General features: G+C 72.3%; 13 protein-coding genes and 1 pseudogene. 11 read left to right on the top strand and 3 right to left on the bottom strand.

The annotated features are described in order from the left end of the window. Positions 1 to 125 precede the first annotated feature (125 nt). Positions 126 to 1,751 (bottom strand): hypothetical protein, encoded by a 1,626-nt coding sequence (locus ACWD6R_RS30605; RefSeq protein WP_451821660.1) that lies wholly within the window; start codon positions 1,749 to 1,751, stop codon positions 126 to 128. A 38-nt stretch (positions 1,752 to 1,789) separates the two neighbouring features. Next, the gene (locus ACWD6R_RS30600) at positions 1,790 to 1,984 is read right to left on the bottom strand and encodes a hypothetical protein (protein WP_266988092.1); all 195 of its coding nucleotides are present in this window, start codon (positions 1,982 to 1,984) and stop codon (positions 1,790 to 1,792) included. A gap of 314 nt (positions 1,985 to 2,298) precedes the next feature. On the opposite strand from ACWD6R_RS30600, the gene ACWD6R_RS30595 reads away from it, so the two are divergent. From ACWD6R_RS30595 to ACWD6R_RS30565, 7 genes and pseudogenes are all read left to right on the top strand, one after another. Next, entirely contained in the window at positions 2,299 to 2,691 is a 393-nt protein-coding gene (locus tag ACWD6R_RS30595; protein WP_451821659.1) for an ankyrin repeat domain-containing protein, read from the top strand. A 218-nt stretch (positions 2,692 to 2,909) separates the two neighbouring features. Continuing rightward, positions 2,910 to 4,328 (top strand): HEAT repeat domain-containing protein, encoded by a 1,419-nt coding sequence (locus ACWD6R_RS30590; RefSeq protein ID WP_451821658.1) that lies wholly within the window; start codon positions 2,910 to 2,912, stop codon positions 4,326 to 4,328. A gap of 81 nt (positions 4,329 to 4,409) precedes the next feature. Next, positions 4,410 to 4,736 (top strand): annotated as a pseudogene (locus ACWD6R_RS30585) (glycosyltransferase); the annotation flags it as partial. A gap of 172 nt (positions 4,737 to 4,908) precedes the next feature. Beyond that, positions 4,909 to 8,562 (top strand): hydantoinase B/oxoprolinase family protein, encoded by a 3,654-nt coding sequence (locus tag ACWD6R_RS30580; protein WP_451821657.1) that lies wholly within the window; start codon positions 4,909 to 4,911, stop codon positions 8,560 to 8,562. 18 nt (positions 8,563 to 8,580) lie between these two features. After that, positions 8,581 to 10,107, top strand: a complete 1,527-nt coding sequence (locus ACWD6R_RS30575) for a hypothetical protein (RefSeq protein WP_406417542.1) — start codon at positions 8,581 to 8,583, stop codon at positions 10,105 to 10,107. A 160-nt stretch (positions 10,108 to 10,267) separates the two neighbouring features. Beyond that, positions 10,268 to 11,203: a hypothetical protein gene (locus ACWD6R_RS30570; protein ID WP_451821656.1), complete on the top strand. Its 936-nt coding sequence runs from the start codon at positions 10,268 to 10,270 to the stop codon at positions 11,201 to 11,203. 53 nt (positions 11,204 to 11,256) lie between these two features. After that, a complete protein-coding gene (locus tag ACWD6R_RS30565) occupies positions 11,257 to 16,149 on the top strand; it encodes a hypothetical protein (RefSeq protein WP_451821655.1) in 4,893 nt (1,630 codons plus the stop codon). Between the two features lie 236 nt (positions 16,150 to 16,385). On the opposite strand, the gene ACWD6R_RS30560 is transcribed toward ACWD6R_RS30565, so the two are convergent. After that, the gene (locus ACWD6R_RS30560) at positions 16,386 to 16,832 is read right to left on the bottom strand and encodes a hypothetical protein (RefSeq protein WP_451821654.1); all 447 of its coding nucleotides are present in this window, start codon (positions 16,830 to 16,832) and stop codon (positions 16,386 to 16,388) included. Positions 16,833 to 17,244: 412 nt separating this feature from the next. On the opposite strand from ACWD6R_RS30560, the gene ACWD6R_RS30555 reads away from it, so the two are divergent. The 4 genes from ACWD6R_RS30555 to ACWD6R_RS30540 are packed head-to-tail and all read left to right on the top strand — an operon-like array spanning position 17,245 to position 21,660. Then, positions 17,245 to 20,187 carry a nitrate- and nitrite sensing domain-containing protein gene (locus ACWD6R_RS30555; RefSeq protein ID WP_451821653.1) on the top strand — a complete coding sequence of 981 codons (2,943 nt, stop codon included), beginning with the start codon at positions 17,245 to 17,247 and terminating at the stop codon, positions 20,185 to 20,187. Then, a complete protein-coding gene (locus tag ACWD6R_RS30550; protein WP_451821652.1) occupies positions 20,184 to 20,627 on the top strand; it encodes a roadblock/LC7 domain-containing protein in 444 nt (147 codons plus the stop codon). Before ACWD6R_RS30555 ends, ACWD6R_RS30550 begins: the two co-directional genes overlap by 4 nt. 9 nt (positions 20,628 to 20,636) lie before the next feature. Next, entirely contained in the window at positions 20,637 to 21,074 is a 438-nt protein-coding gene (locus ACWD6R_RS30545; protein WP_451821651.1) for a DUF742 domain-containing protein, read from the top strand. Next, positions 21,055 to 21,660 carry a GTP-binding protein gene (locus tag ACWD6R_RS30540; protein ID WP_451821650.1) on the top strand — a complete coding sequence of 202 codons (606 nt, stop codon included), beginning with the start codon at positions 21,055 to 21,057 and terminating at the stop codon, positions 21,658 to 21,660. Before ACWD6R_RS30545 ends, ACWD6R_RS30540 begins: the two co-directional genes overlap by 20 nt. Positions 21,661 to 21,731: the final 71 nt, after the last annotated feature.

The raw sequence follows: 21,731 nt of genomic DNA, 5'->3' as shown, positions 1-21,731 counted from the left end.
GATCGTGATGCGGTCCAAGTCCGGCACGATCCGGAAGATCGACTCGACCCACCGGCTGTCGAAGCTGCGTGCCTACAGCGCGATCGACTTCGGATCGCGCGATCCTCCCCGCCCCTTCCGCGCTCCTACTCGCTGAGCGACATCTGTTCGGGGGTCAGGGCGATCTCCGCGGTCAGTGCGTTCTGCGGGGTCAAGGGGGTCGCAGTCGCCGGAGTCGCCGGATCCGGAACGGTCGCCTCGATCGGCGTCTGCCCCGTGGGCAGGAGATCGAGCACCGCCTGGCGGTGCGCCTCGCTCGTCGCGTCGTCGTACGGATCAGGTGTGGCCGGAACCTGGAGCCGCAGCACCGGACCGGTACCGAGCCGCACGTACCCCCGGCCGGGCGGGACGTCCGGGGTCGGTGTGGTGTGCGGCTCCAGGCCGAGCACCGTCTCGATCTGGTCGCGGGAGCTGTGGCCGAGCACGACGCGGGCCCTGGTGTGGGTCCGTACCGTCTCGCTGAGCGTGTCCAGGCTGTCGAACTGGTCGGCCAGCACCACGGTGACATTGGCCGCGCGGCCGTGCCGCAGCGGCACCTGCAGCAGCTCCTGCGGGTCGGGTCTGCCGTCGGCGGCCGCCAGATGGCCGAGGACGCTGGGCCGGTCCAGCAGGATCCAGAGCGGGCGCCTGGTGTCCTCGGGCGCGGAGTGCCCCGCCTGCCGGGCCCGGTTGGCGGCGATCAGCCGCCGCTCCGTCTCATGGGCCGCCCACTCCAGGCTGGCCAGTGCGCCGGCCAGTCCGCACTCGAGGGCCAGCACTCCGGTGCGCCCGGTCAGGCAGGCGTACTCACCGGTTCCGCTGCCTTCGATGAGGAGGATGTCGCCGTGCTGGAGCACCTGGATGGCGATGGAGCGCATCAGGGTGGTGGTGCCGCTGCCGGGCTGTCCGACGATCAGCAGGTGCGGCTCGGTGGAGCGGGCGCCGGTCCGCCAGACGACCGGGGGAGCGTCCCGGGTCGTGTCCCCGTCGGTCACCGGCACGGTGCGCTGCACCGCGTCGTTGTCGGTGAACCCCAGCACCGTCTCGCCCGGCGCGGTGACGAAGCGCTGTGCGGCGATCGAGGTGGGCAGTGCGTCGAGCACGCTCATGACGAGCTGGTTGCCCTCCTCGTCCCAGGCGAAGTGGTACTCGCGGCCACGGCCCGACTTCGCGTGCAGCAGCTGTTCGATCCGGGTGCGGGAGGCGGTCTCACTGTCGGTGAAGTAGGCGGGGTACGAGACGTGGAGGCGGGTGACGCGCCCGTCGCCGTCGAACTCGTAGCCGCTGAACGCCTTGGCCCAGTCGCCACCGTGGGCGAACAGCGGACTGGGGTCCTCGGCGGCGGAGAAGCGCGGCACGAGCGCCTCGTACAGCGCCTGCAGGCGCGCCGTCTCGGCCTTGCCGGGACCGGTCTTCGCGGGCGTGCGTTCCCGACCTTTCCATGCGGCGGCGCCCATCACCGTGACCAGGGCGAGCAGCGGCCCGTACGGGATGAGTACCACCACGAGTACGCAGGCCGCGACGAGGAACAGGATGGGATTACGCCGCTCCTTGGGTGTCGCGGCCCACTTCTGCCGTCCCGCACCCGCCAGCAGCCGCAGACCACGAACGACCCTGATCAGCGGATGGAGGACGTCGGTGGCGTTGCCGGCGGCCGTGCGCGCGAACTCGCGACTGCGAGTGATAGAAGCGCTGCCGCTGCTCAGAATGCGGGGAAGGGGTCGCCGGGCCACGTCGGTTCTCCTGAAGGGGTGGGAGCGGTCGCGGCGGGTCAGAACTTGATCCCGCCCAGGAGGCTGGCCAGGCTCGCGCCGCCCGCCGTGATGCTCGGTGCGATGGCGGTGCCGGCCAGATAGAAGCCGAACAGGGCGGTGACGAAGGCGTGCGAGCCCTTCAGACCGTCCTTCCTGAAGAACAGGAAGACGATGATGCCGAGGATGACGACGCCAGACATGGAAAGGTTCATGAGTGGTTCTCCTGTTTGGGGGACAGTCACCATGAGTCCTTCCAGGCTCACAAAAAGTATCTATAGGATAAAAGCTGCAATTGGGTGAAAACTCGGTTTTTTCACTGGACTGGCCGACAGGAGAGCGCGGTGCGGACGGAACTTCCGGGGCCGCGCACCGTTCCCGCCTCACGCGACGTGATCCTTTGCCGCGGCCGGGTCGCGGCATGTGCGCTGCGGAGCAGTACCCTGTCGATTCACTCGTACGGCCCCCACGGCGTACCGCCCCCCTGGCCGGCAGCAGCGATACCCGTTAATGGAAGGCGGTCCGTCCGATGAGCGAACCCCTCGACCCCGAGGTCGTCGAGCTGGCGACCAAGGTCTTCGACCTGGCGCGCCGCGGGGAGACCGAGGCGCTCGCCGCGTACGTGGACGCCGGTGTGCCCGCAAACCTCACCAACGACCGGGGCGACACGCTGCTCATGCTCGCCGCGTACCACGGGCACGCCCCCGCGGTCGCCGCCCTCGTGAGCCGGGGAGCCGACCCGGACCGGGCCAACGACCGCGGGCAGACGCCGCTCGCCGGAGCCGTCTTCAAGGGCGAGGGCGCGGTGATCGAGGCGCTCCTCGCCGCGGGCGCCGACCCGGACGCCGGCACACCGTCCGCAACGGACACCGCACGCATGTTCGGCAAGGCCGACCTGCTGGAACTCTTCGGCTCCCGCTGAACGGGTTCGCCGTAAATGTGGTCGCGGTGGCGAAATGACTGGGTCATCATGACGTCGCGGGCCCGATTCGGGCCACCGACGAGAGGCAGAGGAAGATGGTCTACAGCAAGCAGAAGACGGCGGTCGGCCGATCATGTTGCTGCGCGGCGTAGTGCCCACCCGGCACTTGGAACTGCACAGTCCCGGTTGCGTCGACAGCTTGATGTGAGGCTTCTCCCATGTTCGATCCGTTCATAGCGCCGAGCGGCACCCTGCTCGGCCTGCTGCAGAGGGGCCGCGGCGACGGCACGCTCCACGCGCTTGCCGCACCGCGCCCCGAGGCCCTCGCGGCGCTCAACCACTGTGTCCTGAGCGATCCGCGTCACGACTGGCAGGTCGAGAACCGCTCCCTCTACTACGCACGCCTGTACCTCGACCTCGACGGCGGCATCGAAGAGATCGAGCGGCACCTCTGCGATCCCGACGACCACATCGACACCGACGACTCGCGGACCGGCCTGGCCCTCGCGGTCCTCGGCCACCTCGCCTCGTACGGACGCGGCGACGCCCTGGCCCTGCTGCGGCGGTACGCGGCGACGGGCGCCAACTGGGCCTGGGCCCTCGACGAGCTGGCCCTGCGTGACGACGACGCCGGGCTCCGTTCCCTCGCCGTGCCCGTCCTCGGCCGGTTCCCCGCCACCGAGGAGGGCACCGCCGAACTCGCGGCCGCCGTACGGGACGCCTTCGAGCCCCGGCCCTGGCGGCTGTGGGCCGAAGACCCGCGTGAAGCGGTCGGCGCCCGGGTCAGGGCCGCCTCCGAACAGGGCTCGTTCGACCGCTGGCAGCGGCAGATGCGGCCCGGTGGCCCACGCCCCGGCTGGAGCATCCAGGCCGTGTTCGACTGGGCCCAGCAGGGACTGGACCGCGGAAGCGTCCTCCACGTACCGGCCGCCCGCTGCCTCACCGCCGTCGCCGGTCCCGAGGACCGGCCGTTGATCGTCGAGACCGCCCGCAGCGGCCCGGACGGCGCCCGCTGCGCGGCCCTGCACTACCTCTCCGAGGCCAGGGACCCCGCTGTCCTCGACCTCATCGAGGCCGCGGCGGTCAGCCCGTCGAGCACCGTCGCCGACGCGGCCGTCGCCGCCTTCGAGCGGATGTGCGGCGACGCGGCGGTGGACCGGGCCCGGCGCTGGGCCCGACGGCCCGACGCGCTCGGCGCCTCCGCCGCCGGTGTGCTCGCCTGCCGGGGCGGAGCACAGGACACCTCCCTCGTCCTCGCCGCCCTGCGCGACGCCGTACGCGGTGAAGGACCGGACGCACCGCGCCTGTGGACCCTGGTCGACGGCACGGGCCGGCTGGGTATCGCCTGCGCCGCACCCGTCCTGCGCCATGTCTACCGGGAGACGTCCTCCTCCCATCTGCGCGGCCGGGCGGCCCGCGCGCTCGCCGCCACCGACCCCTCCTTCGCCACCGGCTTCGCCGTCGAATGCCTGTGGGACTGCGAGGAGTCCACCCGCGAGGTCGCCGCACTCCACGCGGAGACCGGCGACATCAGGGTCGCCGAACGGCTGCGCCGACTGGCCGCCGACCCGGCCGAGGAGGCCGAGGTGCAGACCGCGGTACGCAGCAGGATCGGACCCGACGCCCCCGCTGTCTGACGCGCTCCACGCACAGCAGGACGCAGCGCTTCGGGGGAGCGCGGCGTACCCGCCCACGAACGTCCAACGCTCATGGTCCTCATCGCCCACCGGGCCGAACTCGTCCATCTCGCCGGACCGTTCGTGCTCGGCGTCCGCGGCATGGCGGCCGCCGCCCGGCTGGGGCTGCCGACCGTGGCCGTCTACCAGACCGATCTGGCCGGCTACGCCCGTACGTACCTCGGCGCCGGCGAGAACACCGCCCGGCGGCGGATGCGCGCCGAGCACAGCGCCGCCGACCGCACGCTCGCTCCGTCGACCGCCGCCGTCCGCGACCTCACCGACCAAGGGGTGGAGCGGGTGCGGCTGTGGCCGCGTGGCGTCGACACCGTACGGTTCCGGCCCGCGCTGCGCGACGAGGCGCTGCGCAGCCTCAGCTGCTGTGCCTGGCGGGAGCGGAGGTACGGCACTGGGCGTGCGGCACGAGCGGGCAACCGGACCGGCGGGCCGACCAGGCGTTGCAGGGCGCGCTTGCCGCCGCCACGCCCGAGGGGCGGCACGTCGCGTCCTTGTTGTCCGCGCCGCGCGTCAGTATGGAGGGATGACGCGACGCTGGGAGTTCTGGATCGACCGTGGCGGCACGTTCACCGACGTGGTGGGCCGCGATCCCGACGGGCACCTGGTCACCCGCAAGCTCCTCTCGGACGACCCGGACCGCTACCGCGACGCCGCCGTCGCCGGGATCCGCCTCATGCTCGGCCTCGGCCCCGCCGACCCGGTCCCCGCCGACCGGGTCGGCAGCGTGAAGATGGGCACGACCGTCGCCACCAACGCCCTGCTCCAACGGCGTGGGGAGCCGACCGTCCTGGTCACCACCGAAGGATTCCGGGACGCCCTGCGCATCGCGTACCAGAACCGCCCGCGCCTCTTCGACCGCCGCATCCTGCTACCGGAGGCCGTGTACGACCGGGTGATCGAGGTCCCGGAGCGGATCGACGCGCACGGCCGGACCCTCACCCCCCTCGATCTGCCTGCGACGGCAGCGCAGTTGAGAGCCGCGAGGGCGGACGGCTTCCGTAGCGCGGCGGTCGTCCTGATGCACGGCTACCGCCACCCCGCTCACGAGACCGCCGTCGCCGCCGCGGCCCGTGAGGCGGGTTTCACCCAGGTCAGCTGCTCGCACGAGGTCAGCCCGCTGATCAAGCTGGTACCGCGCGGCGACACCACCGTCGTCGACGCGTACCTCTCGCCGATCCTGCGCCGGTACGTCGAGGAGGTCGCGGGCGAACTGGAATCCGTCCGGCTGATGTTCATGCAGTCCAACGGCGGACTGCGGGAAGCCGCGCACTTCCGTGGCAAGGACGCGGTGCTGTCCGGCCCCGCCGGCGGGGTCGTCGGCATGGCCCGTACGTCCGGACAGGCCGGATTCGACCGGGTCATCGGCTTCGACATGGGCGGCACCTCCACCGATGTCTCGCACTACGCGGGCGAGTTCGAGCGCGAGCTCGGCACCCGGGTGGCCGGGGTGCGGATGCGCGCCCCGATGATGAACATCCATACCGTTGCGGCCGGTGGCGGCTCCGTCCTGCACTTCGACGGCCGGCGCTACCGGGTCGGACCCGACTCCGCGGGCGCGGACCCCGGCCCGGCCTGCTACCGCAGGGGTGGGCCGCTCACCGTCACCGACGCCAATGTGATGCTCGGCCGGGTACAGCCCGCGCACTTCCCGGCAGTCTTCGGGCCGGAGGGAAACCTGCCGCTCGACGCCGACGTCGTGCGCGAGCGGTTCGGGGCACTCGCCGACGAGGTGGCACAGGCCACCGGCACGCGACGTACCGCAGCCGAGGCCGCGGCCGGATTCCTGGAGATCGCCGTGCTCAACATGGCCAACGCGGTCAAGAAGATCTCCGTGGAGCGCGGCCACGACATCACCCGCTACGCCCTCACCTGCTTCGGCGGCGCCGGCGGTCAGCACGCCTGCGCCGTCGCCGACGCACTCGGCGTCGACACCGTCCTCGTGCCACCGCTGGCCGGGGTGCTGTCCGCGTACGGCATCGGTCTCGCCGACGCCACCGCCATGCGCGAACAGTCGGTCGAAGCGGAGCTCGACGCCGAAGGCACCCGGACCGCGGTCGACGCTCTCTGCGCGGAACTGGCCGCCCGCACCCGCGCCGAACTGCGCGCCGACGGACTCGAGGACAGCGCCATCAGCACCCACGCCCGGGTCCTCCTGCGCTATGCCGGCACGGACGCGAGCCTGCCCGTCGACCTGGACACCGCGCCCGCGATGTCACGGGCGTTCACGGACGAGCACCGCGCCCGCTACGGCTTCACCATGGACAGACCACTGCTCGTCGAGGCGGTGTCGGTCGAGGCGACCGGCGCGGCGGGCCGGCACGTACTGCACCCGGTGGACCGGACGGACCGCGAGGGCACGCCACAACCCCACGACACGGTACGGATGTTCGCCGACGGCCGATGGCTGGACACCCCGCTCCACCGGCGCGAGGCCCTGCAACCGTCGGACACCGTGACCGGTCCCGCCGTGATCGCCGAGGCCGACGCCACCACCGTCGTCGACCCCGGCTGGCAGGTCACCATCGGCGACACCGGCCATCTGCTGCTCACCCGGGTCCGCCCGCGCCCCGACCGGACCGCCGTCGGCACGCGGGTGGACCCGGTCATGCTGGAGGTGTTCAACAATCTCTTCATGTCGATCGCCGAGCAGATGGGCGTGCGCCTGGAGAACACCGCCCACTCCGTCAACATCAAGGAGCGGCTCGACTTCTCCTGCGCGCTCTTCGACGCGGACGGCAATCTGATCGCCAACGCCCCGCACATCCCGGTGCACCTCGGCTCGATGGGGGAGTCCATCAAGGAGGTGCTGCGGCGCAATGGCTCCACGATGCGCCCCGGCGATGTGTACGCCATCAACGACCCGTACCACGGGGGCACACATCTGCCCGATGTGACGGTGGTGACCCCGGTGTTCGACGAACGCGGCGAGAACGGGTCGGGGCTGAGATTCCTGGTGGCGTCACGTGGCCACCACGCCGAGATCGGCGGCATCACCCCCGGCTCCATGCCCGCCTTCAGCCGCACCATCGACGAGGAAGGGGTGCTGTTCGACAACTGGCTGCTGGTGAGGGACAGCAGGTTCCGCGAGACCGAGACCCGCGAGCTGCTCACCACCGCCGCATACCCGTCCCGTGACCCCGACACCAATCTCGCCGATCTGCGGGCCCAGATCGCCGCCAACGAGAAGGGCATCGCGGAACTGCGCCGCACGGTGGACCAGTTCGGCGCCGAGGCCGTCGACGCGTACATGGGCCACGTGCAGGACAACGCCGAGGAGTCCGTACGCCGGATCATCGCGCGGCTGCACGACGGTTCGTACCGCTACGAGACCGACAACGGTGCCGTGATCGAGGTCGCGCTGACCGTGGACCGTACCGCCCGCAGCGCGATCGTCGACTTCACCGGCACCTCGCCGCAGCAGCCCGGGAACTTCAACGCCCCGAAGTCCGTCGTCATGGCCGCGGTTCTGTACGTCTTCCGGACCCTGGTCGCCGACGACATCCCGCTCAACAGCGGCTGCCTCAAACCCCTGGAGGTCAGAGTCCCGGCGGGTTCGATGCTGGCGCCCGTCCATCCCGCGGCCACCGTCGCGGGCAATGTGGAGACCTCCCAGGCCGTCACGGGCGCGCTGTACGGGGCGCTCGGCATCCAGGCCGAGGGCTCCGGCACCATGAACAACCTGACCTTCGGCAACGACCGCGTCCAGTACTACGAGACGGTGGCCAGCGGCTCGGGCGCCGGCGACGGCTTCGACGGCACCGACGCCGTGCAGACCCATATGACCAATTCCCGGCTCACCGACCCCGAAGTGCTCGAATGGCGCTACCCGGTCCTGGTCGAGAGCTTCCGGGTACGGGACGGCAGCGGGGGAGCGGGCCGGTGGCACGGCGGCTGCGGGGTCGAGCGCAGACTCCGGTTCCTCGAACCCGTCACGGTGGCGCTGCTCACCGGACATCGCCGCGTCCCTCCGTACGGCATGGCGGGCGGCGAACCGGGCGCGCTGGGCAGCCAGCACATCGAGCGAGCCGACGGGAAGAACACGGTCACCTCGCTGGAGGGGTGCGACACGGCCGAACTGGCGCCCGGCGATGTGCTGGTCCTGCGCACACCCGGCGGCGGAGGATACGGAGTGCGGCAACCGGTCGCTTCTGCGCCGTTTCGACCGTTGTCGGTGTGAGGACCTAATCTGTGCAGCGTGACTTCGCCTGCCTACACGGACAACGCTGCGCCCCAGCTCAGCGCGGGGCCGCGGCCCGCCCCGGGCCCGGCCGCCGACGAGGGGCTCTCCCGGCGGCTGCGCGCGCTCGCCTGCACGGCGCCGCTGCACGACCTCGACGTGCGCAAGGCGAATCTGGCCGGTGAGTACACGGTCTACGCGATGGCGGAGGTCGCGCTCGCCGCGATCGACCAGGTCACGCTGCACATGGACTTCGACACGGGCGCCGACCACGAGCAGATAGTGGCCAAGCTGCTCCCGCGCGTCGCTGCCCAGGCCCCGCGTCGTCCCGCCGCGGAGCACGAGCGAGTCGCCCGCTGGGTGCTCGAGAATCTGATCAACGTCGGAAGCGTGGACCGCGGCTTCCGCGCGGTGTACGGCACGTTCGGCCCGGACGGGGTGTATGTCCGCAGGGACTACGACTTCAAGCTGATCGAAGAGGTACCCGGTTACGGCGGCAGCGTCTATCTGAGGGCCACCGACGAAGCGGTCAATGTCCTGGTCGGCGCCCTCGACACGGACGTCACCAGCGCCCAGATCGCTGCCGAGGTGAAACTGGAGGTCCTGATCAGCCGGGGCCGCCTCGCCGATGCGCAGCTCGCCGCCGAACAGGCCCGCTACCGCACCGTGCAGTACGCGGAGACGCTCCGCAAGACGCTGGAGGCGACCCGGCGCAACGTCAGGGCCGTCGACTGGCTCAACGCCGTGCCCGACATGATCGCCGAGGCACTGGACCACGTGGCCGACCGCTACCGCCACGAGAACGCGATCCTCACCAACATCCGCAAGGCCCGGGACGAGGCGGAGGACCCCGAGCACAAGCGCCGCGCCGCCGAGCTCGTCGACATAGTCAAGGACTGCATCCGCCGTCACACCCAGCTGCAGTCCCGCCTGCTGGAGGCAGGACCGCTGTTCCGTGCCGAGCAGGACCGGCAGGCGTTCGCCACCCCTACGGCCAGGACCGGCCTCGACCTGTACGGCCAGCTGGTCGCCCCGCTGCTGCCGCTCCCCGTCGAAGAGGCCATCCGCGTCACCGACGCGTTCTTCGCCCACGGCACGGGGCTGCGCACGCCCACCTCGGTACGGGTGGGTGACCTGGTCGACATGCTGCTGACCCCGCCGCTGGAGCGGGAGCATCTGGGTGCCGAGATGCCCGAGCCGGATCTGATCGCCACCCCGGACGACAGCAGGTTCAGCGAGGAGCAGCTGGCGAGCGCCATGAACCTCCTCGATCTGGAGCACGACGCACCGCGCCGGCTCTCCGGGCTCCTCGCCGAGGCCCGGCGGAGCGATCCGGACCTGCCCTATCTGGTCGCCCTGCTTGCGGTGCACGCCGCGTCCCCGCCGGTCGGCACCGCCTACCGGCAGGGCGAGCGGCGCCTGCTGTTCGCCGTCGACGACGGGACCCGGCTGGACGACCCGGAGTTCGGCGGGGCGGACCTGATTGTGGGTATGGCCCTGCTGGACGCGGCGGGCATGGCCGCGGACCGCTCGGAGGCCTCATGAGCGGGCAGGGGCGCCGGACCCGACGGGGCCCTGATCACCGCCGGCCCCGGGCCGCCACCTCCGGATGCGCGGCTTCGCCCGCACCCTTCCGTACGGACGCCGTGAGAGCCGGCGCCGCCCACCCCGTACCACCGAGATCCCGCACCGAGGAGCGACCGTCGTGAGCGACCACCGCGCAGAGCACACCGACGCGTGGAGCGAGCCGACCGCCGGGCACGCGACCGCCGGGTACGCGACCGAGGGCGACGCCGTCCACGAGCCGGTGGCACCCACCGCTGTCACCCCGGCCGACGCGGCCGACGCCGCCCGGCTCGTCGCCTTCGGGCTGCAGCCCAAGCTGCTGCCCGCCCGCGACGCCGAATACGCCGAGCTCCTCCGGCGCTACCGGGAGGAGACCCCCTTCGCCCGGCTCGCCGATGCCGTGGCCACCGGACTCGGTCTCGTCGTCCTGGAGGTCTCCACCCGGGCCGGCATGGCCGTGACGGCGGGCGAGGACTCCGTCTTCGCCGTCCGCATGGGCGACTACGCCCGCCGCGCCTCCTCCGACTCCGCCGACCGCTTCCTGCACGGGCTGGCCCATCTCGCCGTCGCCGCCATGGCCTTCCCGCGCCCCGAGGACCTCGCCGACGACGCGTACATCGGCCGGATCACGGTCAACGGCATCGACGCGTTCGTACGCCAGGCCTGCCACCGCCTGGAGGAGCGGGCCGCGGAACACGGCGACAACACGGACCCGGCCACCGACGCCCCGGGGCTGGAAGCCGCCTGGCGGATCTATGCCCGGCGCAGCGCCACCGGCGCGACGAAGGACGCCCGGCGGCTGGCCGGATCCACCACCGGCATCGTCGGCAAGGCCGTCGCCTTCCTCACCGACTCCGGCTTCCTCCAGCGCACCGGGGACGACGCCGGAGGAGCCTTCCGCACCACCGCCCGCTACCAGCTGCAGGTACGCGACATGGCGGGTACCGCCGCCATGGCCGAACTCCTGGAACTCGGCGTCGTACCCGTCACCGACGGAACGGCGACGCTGCTGCCGCCGCCCGACGGCGACGACCTGGAGCTGGCGGCCGACGCCGGCCTGCCCTTCCACGCCTGAGCACCCCCACCGCCGCCCCACTCCTGCTTTCCGAACGACGAGAGTCCGCCGCCATGTACGAGCTGTCCCGGGTCCGCCTCTACTCCATCGGGCCTGCCGGTGCGCGCTACGCCGACACCGTGCTTGACCTGCGCGGAGTGGGCGAGCCCGTGCCCAACCCCGCGCCGGCCCAGGCGGAGTTCTTCGAGGAGGAGCCGGTCGGCCCGCCGCGCCGCCCGGCACCCGCCGGTGTGCTCTTCCTGGAGAACGGCGGCGGCAAGTCCGTCCTGCTGAAGCTGATCTTCTCCGTGATGCTGCCCGGCCACCGCAACACCCTCGGCGGCGCCAGCTCCGGCGTACTGCGCAAGTTCCTGCTCGCCGACGACTGCGGTCACGTCGCCCTGGAGTGGCAGCACACCATCACGGGCGAGTGTGTTGTCGTCGGCAAGGTCAGCGAGTGGCGCGGACGGCAGGTCTCCAACGACCCGCGGAAGTTCGCGGAGGCCTGGTACTCCTTCCGCCCCGGACCCGGTCTCAGCCTCGACTCGCTGCCGGTCGCCGAGGCCACCGCCGTCGGCCGCCCCGTCGAAGGCGCCTCCGGCGCCCAGGGCAGGCGCCGCACCATGAAGGGGTTCCGGGACGCCCTCACGGATGCAGGCAAGTTCTACCAGCACCTCGATGTGCACTGGGAAGAGATCCACGACCGGTGGAACGAGCACCTCGGCGACCTGGGCCTCGACCCCGAACTCTTCCGCTACCAGCGCGAGATGAACGCCGACGAGGGTGAGGCGGCCGGGCTCTTCGCGGTCAAGAAGGACTCCGACTTCACCGACCTGCTGCTCCGCGCCGTCACGGACACCCGCGACACGGACGGTCTCGCCGACCTGGTCAGCGGCTTCGGCAACAAGCTGGGCCGCCGGGCCGAACTCACCGCGGAACGCGACTTCACCGCAGGCTCCGTCGACCTGCTCGGCCGGATCGTCGAGGCCACCGGCACCCGCTCCCGTACCCGCGACATCCACGCGGGCGCCGAACGCCGCACCCGCACCCTCGCCCGCAGGCTCTCCGCCCGGGCCGCCCAGGAGCGCGGCCGCACCGCCGACCTCGCCCAGCAGGTGACGGGCGCCGCCCACACCGTCACCGCCGCCGAGGAGGCCCGCAGCCGCAGCGCCCTCGTCGCCGCCGAACTGGCCTACCGGCACGCCTCCCTGGCCCTGGCCGCAGCCGAGAAGGGCGCGGCCGCCCAGCGTCGCGAACTGGTCGACGCCCGCACCCTGCACTCCGCCTGGCAGGCCGCCGAAGCCGTGCTGCGCCACCGCGCCGCCGCCGACCGGTCCGCGCGCGTCGCCGTCGCCATCCGCGAGGCCGAACGCGACGCCGCACCCGCGCTCGCCGCCCGCGCCACCGCTGCCGCCGACCTCGTACGCGCTCTGCACACCGCCGCGGAAGCCGGCGAGCAGCTGGCCAACGAGGAGGAGGAGCGCTCCGACACCCTCCAGGCCTCGGGCGAGACCGCCCACCGGGATGCCACCACCGCCGCCACCGAGGCCCAGCGCGCCCGCAGTGAGGCCGGACATCTGCGCCAGCGCCTCGCCGAGGTCGAGCAGGAGACCGCCGAGGCGGTACGGGCGGGCTGGCTCGACAACACCGCGCCGGACGCCGATCCGGCGCGGGCGGCCCTTGCCGCGAGTGACGCCGAGCAGTCCACCGTCGCCGCCTGGAACGCCGCACGGGAAGCGGCCGGAGCCGCGGCCGACCGGGCCAGGGAAGCGGCGGCCGCCGAGAGCCGCGCCGAGCTCGCCGCGGCGCGCGCCGCGGACGGTGCGCAGGCGGCGGAACAGTCGTACGAGGCCGAGTTCAGGGCCGCCGAGTCGATCGCCGCCGACCACCGCCTCGCCGACCTGCTGGGCCTCCCCTCGGCGCACGGCGCCGGTGTGCCCCGGCCCCGTCGCGGAGCCACCGGTAACGCACCGGGCACCGCGTCAGGCACCGCGGCACCGCACGGCGCGGCGCCCCAGGACGGGCGCGAGGACGGGGCAGGAGCAGGTACAGGCTCCGGCACCGCCGCGGCCGGCTCCGACCGGCAGGCCGTCGCCGGCCAGACACTCGCCACCGACCGCACCGCCACGGGCGAGCACTCCCTGACCACCGAACAGCCGCTCACCGCAGAGGAGTTCGACCGGAGCGCCGACGAGCTGAGGGAGCTGCTCGACGAGGGCATCGCCGCCGCCGAACGCCGCCTCTTCGAACTGCGCACCGCCGCGGCCGACGACTCCCGTATCCTCGGCGCACTCGGCGACGGCGGGCTGCTGCCGCCCGGACCCGACGTGCTCGCCACCGTCGAATACCTCGGTGAGCACGGCATCCCGGCCCTGCCGGGCTGGCGCTACCTCGCCCAGGCCGTCGACCCCGCCGACCACGCGGCGGTGCTCGCCGCCCGCCCCGAGCTCGTCGACGGCGTGATCATCACCGACGCCGACTCGCACGCCCGTGCCCGCGAGGTCCTGGGCGGCGCCGCCCTGCTGCCGCGCTCCGCCGTTGCCGTCGGCACGACCGCCGCACTGCTCGCCCCCGTACCCGCCCCCGGCACCGGCTCCGCCCGGAGCACCGACGGGGTGTTCCTCGTCCCGCCGAACCCGGCGATGCACGACGAGCACGCCGCCGACGAGGAACGCCAGGCGCTGCGGAGCCGGGCCGCCGACCGCGACGAGGACATCCGCACGCTCGCGGCCCGCCTCGCCGGAGACCGGTCCCTCGCCGCCCGCATCGGCTCCTGGCGCGCCGACTGCCCGCCCGGCATGCTCGCCGAGCTCGCCGAGGCCGCCCGTACCGCCCGCACGGCCGCCGAGACGGCCCAGGCCGTGCTCGCCGAGGCCCGTTCGGCGCGCGCCGAGGCCGACGGAGCCGCCGCGGACACCGCCCGCGTCCGCGAGGAGCGCCAGGAGGCCGCCCAGCGTGCCCGGCGTGTCGCCGACGCCCTCGCGGGCCTGGCCCACCGGCTCCGCGAACGCTCGCGCTGGCAGGCACGACTGCGCGAGCTCGTCGAGGAGGCGGCCGAGTCCGAGGCCCGCGCCACCGTCTGCCTGGAGCGGGCCCGCGCCGCCGACGAGGACCGCAGGGCCGCCCAGCGCGCGGCCGACGACGCCCGCCGCACCGCCCGAGCCCTGCGCGCCGAACGTGCGGAGATCGCAGGCGCCCCGGAGAACCTCCCTGAGCCCGAGGGCGACTCCCCGCGCCCCGCCCTCCCCGCCCTGCGCGAGGCCTACCGGGCCGCATCCCAGCTGTACGAGAAGGTGGGTGTCGGCGCCGACCTGCGCGCCGAACAGGCCCGCGCCGAGAGCGACGAGAGCGCCGCCCTCGCCGAACTGGACCGGCTCACCAACAAGGTCCGCACCCGCGCCGCCCAGCTCCTCGAAGGCACCGACGGAGCCGACGGCCCGTCGCGCCAGGCGGCCGCCGCCCGCGCCGAATCCCTGGTCCAGCTCCTGGAGACCCGTGCCTCCACCGCGAGCGAGCAGCTCGGCCGGCTGCGCGGCGAGGCCGAGCGTCTCGCCCCGGTCGACGGCGAGACCCACCACACCGAGCTCCCCGACGAGCTGGTCCCCGCCGACGCCCAGCAGGCCCAGACCCTCCTGCGTACCGCCACGGCCGAACTCGGCGCTGCCACCGGCGCCCTGGACACCGCCCGCGCCGCCCACGCCGAACTGCTCCACGCCCACCGCACCGCCGAGGCCTCCGCCGGAGGCTTCGACGAGACCGCCGCCCTTCTGCGCGACCTTCTCAGGGACCACAGCGCCGACGACGACCCGGAGGCCCCCGAGCCGTACCCCGGCAGTTTCGACGAGGCCCGGCAGTCCGCGGCCGAGGCCCGTCGCTCGCTGCGCGGCTGCACCGCCGACCTCTCCGCCGCCGAAAGCGCCGTACGCGAGGCGAGCGACGTCCTCGTACGGCACGCCAACTCCACCCGTTACGAGCAGGTCCGCACCCCTGCCCGGCAGCAGATCCGCGAACTCCCGGCCGCGGCACTGCCGGAGCACGCCGAGAAGTGGGCCGCCGCCTTCGCGCCCCGGCTCCGCGTCCTCACCGACGAGCTGGCCCAGCTGGAGCGCAACCGCGACTCCATCGTCGACCGGCTCCGCGGACTCGTGGAGTCCGCACTCACCACCCTCCGTTCCGCCCAGCGGCTCTCCCAGCTCCCTGAGGGCCTGGGGGAGTGGTCCGGCCAGGAGTTCCTCCGGATCCGCTTCGAGGAGCCCGACCAGGCGACGCTCGCCGAGCGGCTCGGCGACGTCATCGACGAGGCCACTCGCGCCGCCCTCAAGAAGAACTCCGACCTGCGACGGGACGGCATGTCCCTCCTGCTGCGCGGCGTACAGGCGGCCCTGGAGCCCAAGGGCATCGCCGTGGAGATCCTCAAGCCGGACGCGGTGCTCCGCGCGGAACGCGTCCCGGTCGGACAGATGGGCGACGTCTTCTCCGGCGGCCAGCTGCTGACCGCCGCCATCGCCCTGTACTGCACGATGGCCGCCCTGCGCAGTAACGACCGGGGCCGCGACCGGCACCAGCACCGCCACGCGGGCACGCTCTTCCTCGACAATCCCATCGGCCGCGCCAATGCCACGTATCTGCTGGAGCTCCAGCGCGCGGTGTCGGACGCCCTCGGCGTACAACTGCTCTACACCACGGGCCTGTTCGACACCACGGCGCTCGCCGAATTCCCGCTGGTCATCCGGTTGCGCAACGATGCGGACCTGAGGGCGGGCCTGAAGTACATCAGTGTGGAGGAGCACCTGCGCCCCGGCCTGCCGCAGCAGGATCCGAACGGCGAGACGGTGCACGGAGAGATCACCGCGACCCGCATGTTCAAGCGCACACCGGCGACACCCGACGCATCAGAGGCAGCCGAAGCCCTCGACGTACCCCGGGCCCCCGAGCCACCCCGGAGTGCCGGAACGCCGGCCGGCTAGTGCCGTGACCGGCAGTGTCTGCCCCATGAGGAGCGTCGTCCGGTGCCGTGCGATCGCAAGGCGGCCGGAAGTCCCCCAGTGGGGTCTCCCCTGCTCGAACGAAGTTGAGAGCTTGGGGAAGGAGCCACCAGGGCTTGTGGCCAACGCGGCGAGCGGGCGTGCCGGGCGGCGCGACGGGGCAAAGCTTGCCGGGAGGGGCACCAGCGCGACTTCGACGCCCGCCGGGGCACGCGAGGTCAAGCCCGCGACAGCCTGCCCGCGCCCCGGCGGCGTATCCGAGCCGCCTCCCGGTCCGCGGCCCTCGCCGCCCGACGGGCCGCACGCCGCTCCCGGCGCAGCTGCCGTGCCGAGCTGCTGGGCATGGACACCACGCCATGGCGCTGATTCCAGACCTGGCGGGTCACCCACACGTCCAGCACCGACCAGGTGGCGACCACCGTGCTGCCCACGCTGCTCAGCACCATCGGGAAGGCCAGCCACGAGCCCGTCAGTGTGGCCAGGAACGCCACCATGGCCTGGATGATCGTCAGCGACATGATGAGCACGGCGCGCACGGCCGACGCACGCACCGGATCCGGCATGCGTCGCCGTACCGCAGGCTCCTCCACCCACAGCGGCTGCCGCGGGATCCGTGTCCCGCCCTCCGCCGGCGCCCCGGTGCTCCGACGCTCTTCCGTGTCCAAGGAATTTCAACTCCCCACCGCTGTCCGACTTCAGGGTTGTTGCCCGGCATGCGCCGTTTCTACGCAGGCGGACCGGATCGCCCTGCCGTACGCCCTCTCCGTAATCCCCTGCCCCGTGCCGACGCCCGTACAGACAGACGAGTGAATCGCCGTGAAGATTCCCTTGATCCATCACGGAACGAAGACTTCCAGCCAACTGCCATGTGGGGGAATGTGGCGCCCTGACGGGTCTCTTCTGCCGCTTTCGCGAACTTCATCTCCCGGAATGGCAAGACAACTCATGCCCAGCGCCTGCCAGTCCGGCTGAAAATCGTCCGGACATGCCTTCGAGTTGTCTGTGGGGCAGTAGTAAGCTCGCGCCGTTTATTGACGGAACACCGCCCCCGCACGAGGGGCTGAGCTGGGGGAGGCCATGCGCTTTCGCGGAAAGTCCATCCGCAGGAAGATCGTGGCGTTGCTGCTGGTGCCGCTCGTCTCCCTCACCGCCCTCTGGGGCTTCGCCACCTACCTGACCGGCCGAGAGGCCAACCAGTTGATGGGTGCGAGCACGATCGTGGAGAAGGTCGGCCACCCGCTGGAGGACACCGTCCGGGTGGTCCAGAACGAGCGCCGGCAGACCCTCGTCTTCCTCGCGGACCCCCGCGCCTCCGACGCCCTTCCCCTGCTGCGCCGCCGGCGTGCCGCCACCGACCGCGTCGTGGCGGACGTCAAGAAGAGCGCACAGCAGAAGAGCATTCGCGACGCCCTGAGCACCGACGCCGAAGCGCACCTCAATTCGATCCTCAGCGCCGTCGAAGGTCTCGGCGCGCTCCGCGACTCGGTCGAGAAGCGCACCATCGACCGTAATCAGGCACTGGATTTCTACAACGGTCTCATCGACCCCTGCTACCGCTTCCTGACCGGCCTCCACACCATGGAAGACGTGTTGCTGGACAAGCAGCTACGCGCTCTGGTCGGCGTCTCACGGGCCCGCGAGTTGCTGTCCCGGGAGGACGCACTGGTCGCCTCGGCACTCGTCGCCGGCCGGCTCGACGCCCCTGAACTCCGACAGATTTCCGACCTCGTCGCGAACCGCAAGCTGCTCGTCGAGATCAACAGCGAGGCACTCCCGGCGGCGGAGCGGCGGCGGGTGGAGCAGTACTGGGCGAGCCCGGAGAGCGAGCCGCTGCGCACCGCGGAGAACAAGATTGTCGCCGCGGGCCCCACCGACGACCCCCGCGCGGTCGACGCCGAACGCTGGCAGGAAGTGGCCCCGCCGGTCCTGGACCGGCTGGCCAACGACTCGACCGGGATGAACAACCGCTTCCAGGACCGCGGCAAGCCCGCCGGATACAGCGTTCTGATCAAGGCCGGTGCCGCGGGTGTCCTCGGCTTCCTCGCCCTGCTTGTCTCCGTCTTCGTCTCCGTACGCATCGGCCGTGAGCTCGTCCGCGACCTCTCCCGGCTCCGCAAGGACGCACACGAGGTCTCCGGCGTACGGCTGCCGAGCGTGATGCGCCGCCTTGCCGCGGGCGAGCACGTCGACGTCGAGACCGAGGCCCCGCATCTGAGGTACGAGAAGGACGAGATCGGCCAGGTCGGCCAGGCACTCAACACGCTGCAACGCGCTGCCGTCGAGGCCGCGGTCAAGCAGGCCGACATGCGCCGCGGTGTCTCCGAGGTCTTCGTCAACCTCGCCCGCCGCAACCAGGTTCTGCTGCACCGCCAGTTGACGCTGCTGGACGCCATGGAGCGCCGGACCGAGAACACTGACGAACTCGCGGATCTCTTCCGTCTGGACCACCTCACCACCCGCATGAGGCGGCACGCCGAGGGCCTCGTGATCCTCTCCGGCGCCGCGCCGTCCCGGCAGTGGCGCAAGCCGATCCAGCTGATGGACGTGGTGCGCGCGGCCGTCGCCGAGGTCGAGGACTACGAGCGCATCGAGGTCCGCCGGCTGCCGCGCCTCGGCGTGGGCGGGCCGGCCGTCGCCGACCTCACGCACCTGATCGCCGAACTCCTGGAGAACGCCACCGTGTTCTCGCCCCCGCACACCGCGATCCAGGTGCACGGCGAACGCGTCGCCAACGGCTTCACCCTCGAGATCCACGACCGTGGCCTCGGCATGCCGCCCGAGGTCCTCCTGGACGCCAATCTGCGGCTCGCCGAGACGCCCGAGTTCGAGCTCTCCGACACCGACCGGCTCGGCCTCTTCGTGGTGAGCCGACTGGCTCAGCGGCAGAACGTCCGGGTCTCCCTGCAGACCTCCCCGTACGGAGGCACCACCGCCGTCGTCTTCATTCCGGCGGCCCTGCTCACCGATGCCGCCGATACGCACGGCTCGGGATTCCGGCTCGACCGACGGGCCGAGAAGGCGATCGGCAGCGGCAGGACCGGCAAGGAGGCGCCGCGCGGCGACAAGAACCGAAGGGACGGCGTAGCGGACCGGCGGACAGCCGATCGCGCGGGCGAGGCCAGGCCCGGCGTACTCGCTCCGGTCACCGGCGGGCTCGCGGACCCGACCGCCTTGGACGGACCGGTCGAACTCGAAGGGCCGGTCGACGCACTCGGCTTCATGTCGGATCCCGTACTCGATTCCGTACTCGATCCGGTTCTCGGCGGAGTGTCCGACATCGAAGACACCGAGAGCGAACGCGGTGGCATCTTTCGTGCCCGCGACCTCCGTCGTGATGCCGACCGCGAACAGCACCAGCAGGCGTCCGACCGGATCTCCGGACCCACGGCCGATGTCCGGGCGATGCGCCCCGGCGGCCCGGTGCCGCTGCCCCGCCGCAAGTCACCGACGCTGGTCACCGACCGGGGCCGCCGCGTCGACGAGGCCGGCCGCGCGCACCCGACGACCACCGACCAGGAGCCGACGGACACCGGAAGGGACACCGGCGCGTCCTCGTACGCCTCCGGGCACTCCTCGTACGACAACGGCCGCTCCTCCTATGCCCCCGGGCAGTCCACCAGCGACGCCTGGGTCTCCGCCGCCGCCACCGGGCGGCCCACCGAACCCCGGCAGCCCACCGGCTTCCGGATATCCACCGAGCCCGCCGCACCCGCGTCGGCACCCCGTGAGGCGACGCCACCGACCGCACCCTTCTCGCACCCGGGAACCGTGGGCGGACTGCCCCGCCGGATCCGGCAGGCCAACCTCGCCCCGCAGCTCCGCGAAACATCCGGCGGACGTGCTTCCGAGCCGGCCCGAGCGGAACCGGCCGAGGACATCGAGCGGGACGCGGACGAGGTACGCAGCCGAATGGCATCGCTGCAACGAGGCTGGCAGCGCGGCCGTCGGCAGAACGCCGAGGAAGCGACCGGGCCCGGCGAGACAGCACAAGGAACCACTCCGGGAGGGGACGGTCGATGACCGCACCGAACGCCGCAGCACCCAACGCCACACGCCAGGGAACCGGCGAACTCAACTGGCTCCTCGACGAACTCGTCGAGCGTGTCGGCAGCATCCGCAAGGCGCTGGTGCTCTCCAGCGACGGCCTCCCCACCGGCACGTCCAAGGACCTGCCCCGGGAGGACAGTGAGCATCTGGCGGCCGTCGCCTCCGGATTCCACAGTCTCGCCAAGGGCGTCGGGCGCCACTTCGACGCGGGACGTGTCCGCCAGACCGTCGTCGAACTCGACGAGGCGTTCCTCTTCGTCACGGCCGCCGGTGACGGCAGCTGTCTCGCCGTGCTGGCCGACTCGGACTCCGACGTGGGGCAGGTGGCGTACGAGATGACGCTGATGGTCAAGCGTGTGGGGGCACACCTGGCCAACGCCCCACGGACACCCGGTCTGCCCGCCGGAGGGTGAGGGGCGGGCATGAGCGCTGACTCGTCCCGGGGCGCACCCCCCGGATCCCCGGCCGCTCCCACCGACCCGCAGTCGTCACGCTGGTACGACGCCGATGCGGGGCCGGTGGTCCGTCCGTACGCGATGACCCGGGGCCGTACCAGCAGCGCGTCCCGCCACCGCCTTGACCTGATCGCGATCGTCGTCCCCGAACCGGCGGCCGACGACCCCGGCCGGGACCAGACGCTCTCCCCGGAACACGTGGAGATCGTCGAACTCTGCAGCACCATGCCCCAGTCGATCGCCGAGCTGGCGTCCGGTCTGGATCTCCCCGTCGGGGTGGTCCGGGTGCTGGTCGGCGATCTCGTCGAGGACGAGCTGGTGCATGTGACCCGTCCCGTTCCGCCGGCCGAGCTGCCGGACGTGAACATTCTTCGCGAGGTGATCAATGGCCTTCGGGCGCTCTAGCCGCGGCAGGCGGCCCGTGGAGCCGGTTACCTTGAAAATCCTGGTGGCGGGCGGCTTCGGCGTGGGCAAGACGACGCTGGTGGGCGCGGTCAGCGAGATCAGACCACTGCGTACGGAGGAGCGGCTGAGCGAGGCCGGCCGCCCGGTGGACGACACGGCCGGAGTCGAGTCCAAGACCACCACCACGGTGGCCATGGACTTCGGGCGGATCACGCTCCGCGAGGACCTGGTGCTGTATCTCTTCGGCACACCGGGGCAGGACCGGTTCTGGTTCCTCTGGGACGAACTGGCCCAGGGAGCCCTGGGCGCGGTCGTCCTCGCCGACACCCGGCGTCTGGAGGACTGCTTCGCGGCCGTCGACTACTTCGAGCAGCGCGCGATCCCGTTCACCGTCGCCGTCAACTGCTTCGAGGGAGCCGACCGGTTCCCGACGGAGACGGTGCAGGCGGCGCTGGATCTCGACCCCGAGGTACCGGTGCTCATGTGCGATGCGCGCGACCGGTCCTCGGTACGGGACGTGCTGGTGGCAGTCGTCGAGCACGCACTCGCCCGCGCGGACCGGTTCCGCGAGCCGGCCACCACCTGAGCACAGCGGCGGAACGCGGCCCGTACCCCCGCCGACCGGGGTACGGGCCGCGCGTCGTGGGGCCACCGGAC

This window comes from Streptomyces sp. NPDC005151, from assembly GCF_053599875.1.
The sequence above is the reverse complement of the archived record's forward strand: the minus strand, read 5'-3'. Positions and strand labels throughout refer to the sequence as shown.

Excerpts from the sequence above, each read along its gene's own strand:
- ACWD6R_RS30600 (WP_266988092.1), bottom strand. The coding sequence starts at position 1,984 with ATGAACCTTTCCATGTCTGGCGTCGTCATCCTCGGCATCATCGTCTTC.
- ACWD6R_RS30595 (WP_451821659.1), top strand. The coding sequence starts at position 2,299 with ATGAGCGAACCCCTCGACCCCGAGGTCGTCGAGCTGGCGACCAAGGTC.
- ACWD6R_RS30590 (WP_451821658.1), top strand. The coding sequence starts at position 2,910 with ATGTTCGATCCGTTCATAGCGCCGAGCGGCACCCTGCTCGGCCTGCTG.
- ACWD6R_RS30580 (WP_451821657.1), top strand. The coding sequence starts at position 4,909 with ATGACGCGACGCTGGGAGTTCTGGATCGACCGTGGCGGCACGTTCACC.
- ACWD6R_RS30565 (WP_451821655.1), top strand. The coding sequence starts at position 11,257 with ATGTACGAGCTGTCCCGGGTCCGCCTCTACTCCATCGGGCCTGCCGGT.
- ACWD6R_RS30555 (WP_451821653.1), top strand. The coding sequence starts at position 17,245 with ATGCGCTTTCGCGGAAAGTCCATCCGCAGGAAGATCGTGGCGTTGCTG.
- ACWD6R_RS30550 (WP_451821652.1), top strand. The coding sequence starts at position 20,184 with ATGACCGCACCGAACGCCGCAGCACCCAACGCCACACGCCAGGGAACC.
- ACWD6R_RS30545 (WP_451821651.1), top strand. The coding sequence starts at position 20,637 with ATGAGCGCTGACTCGTCCCGGGGCGCACCCCCCGGATCCCCGGCCGCT.
- ACWD6R_RS30540 (WP_451821650.1), top strand. The coding sequence starts at position 21,055 with ATGGCCTTCGGGCGCTCTAGCCGCGGCAGGCGGCCCGTGGAGCCGGTT.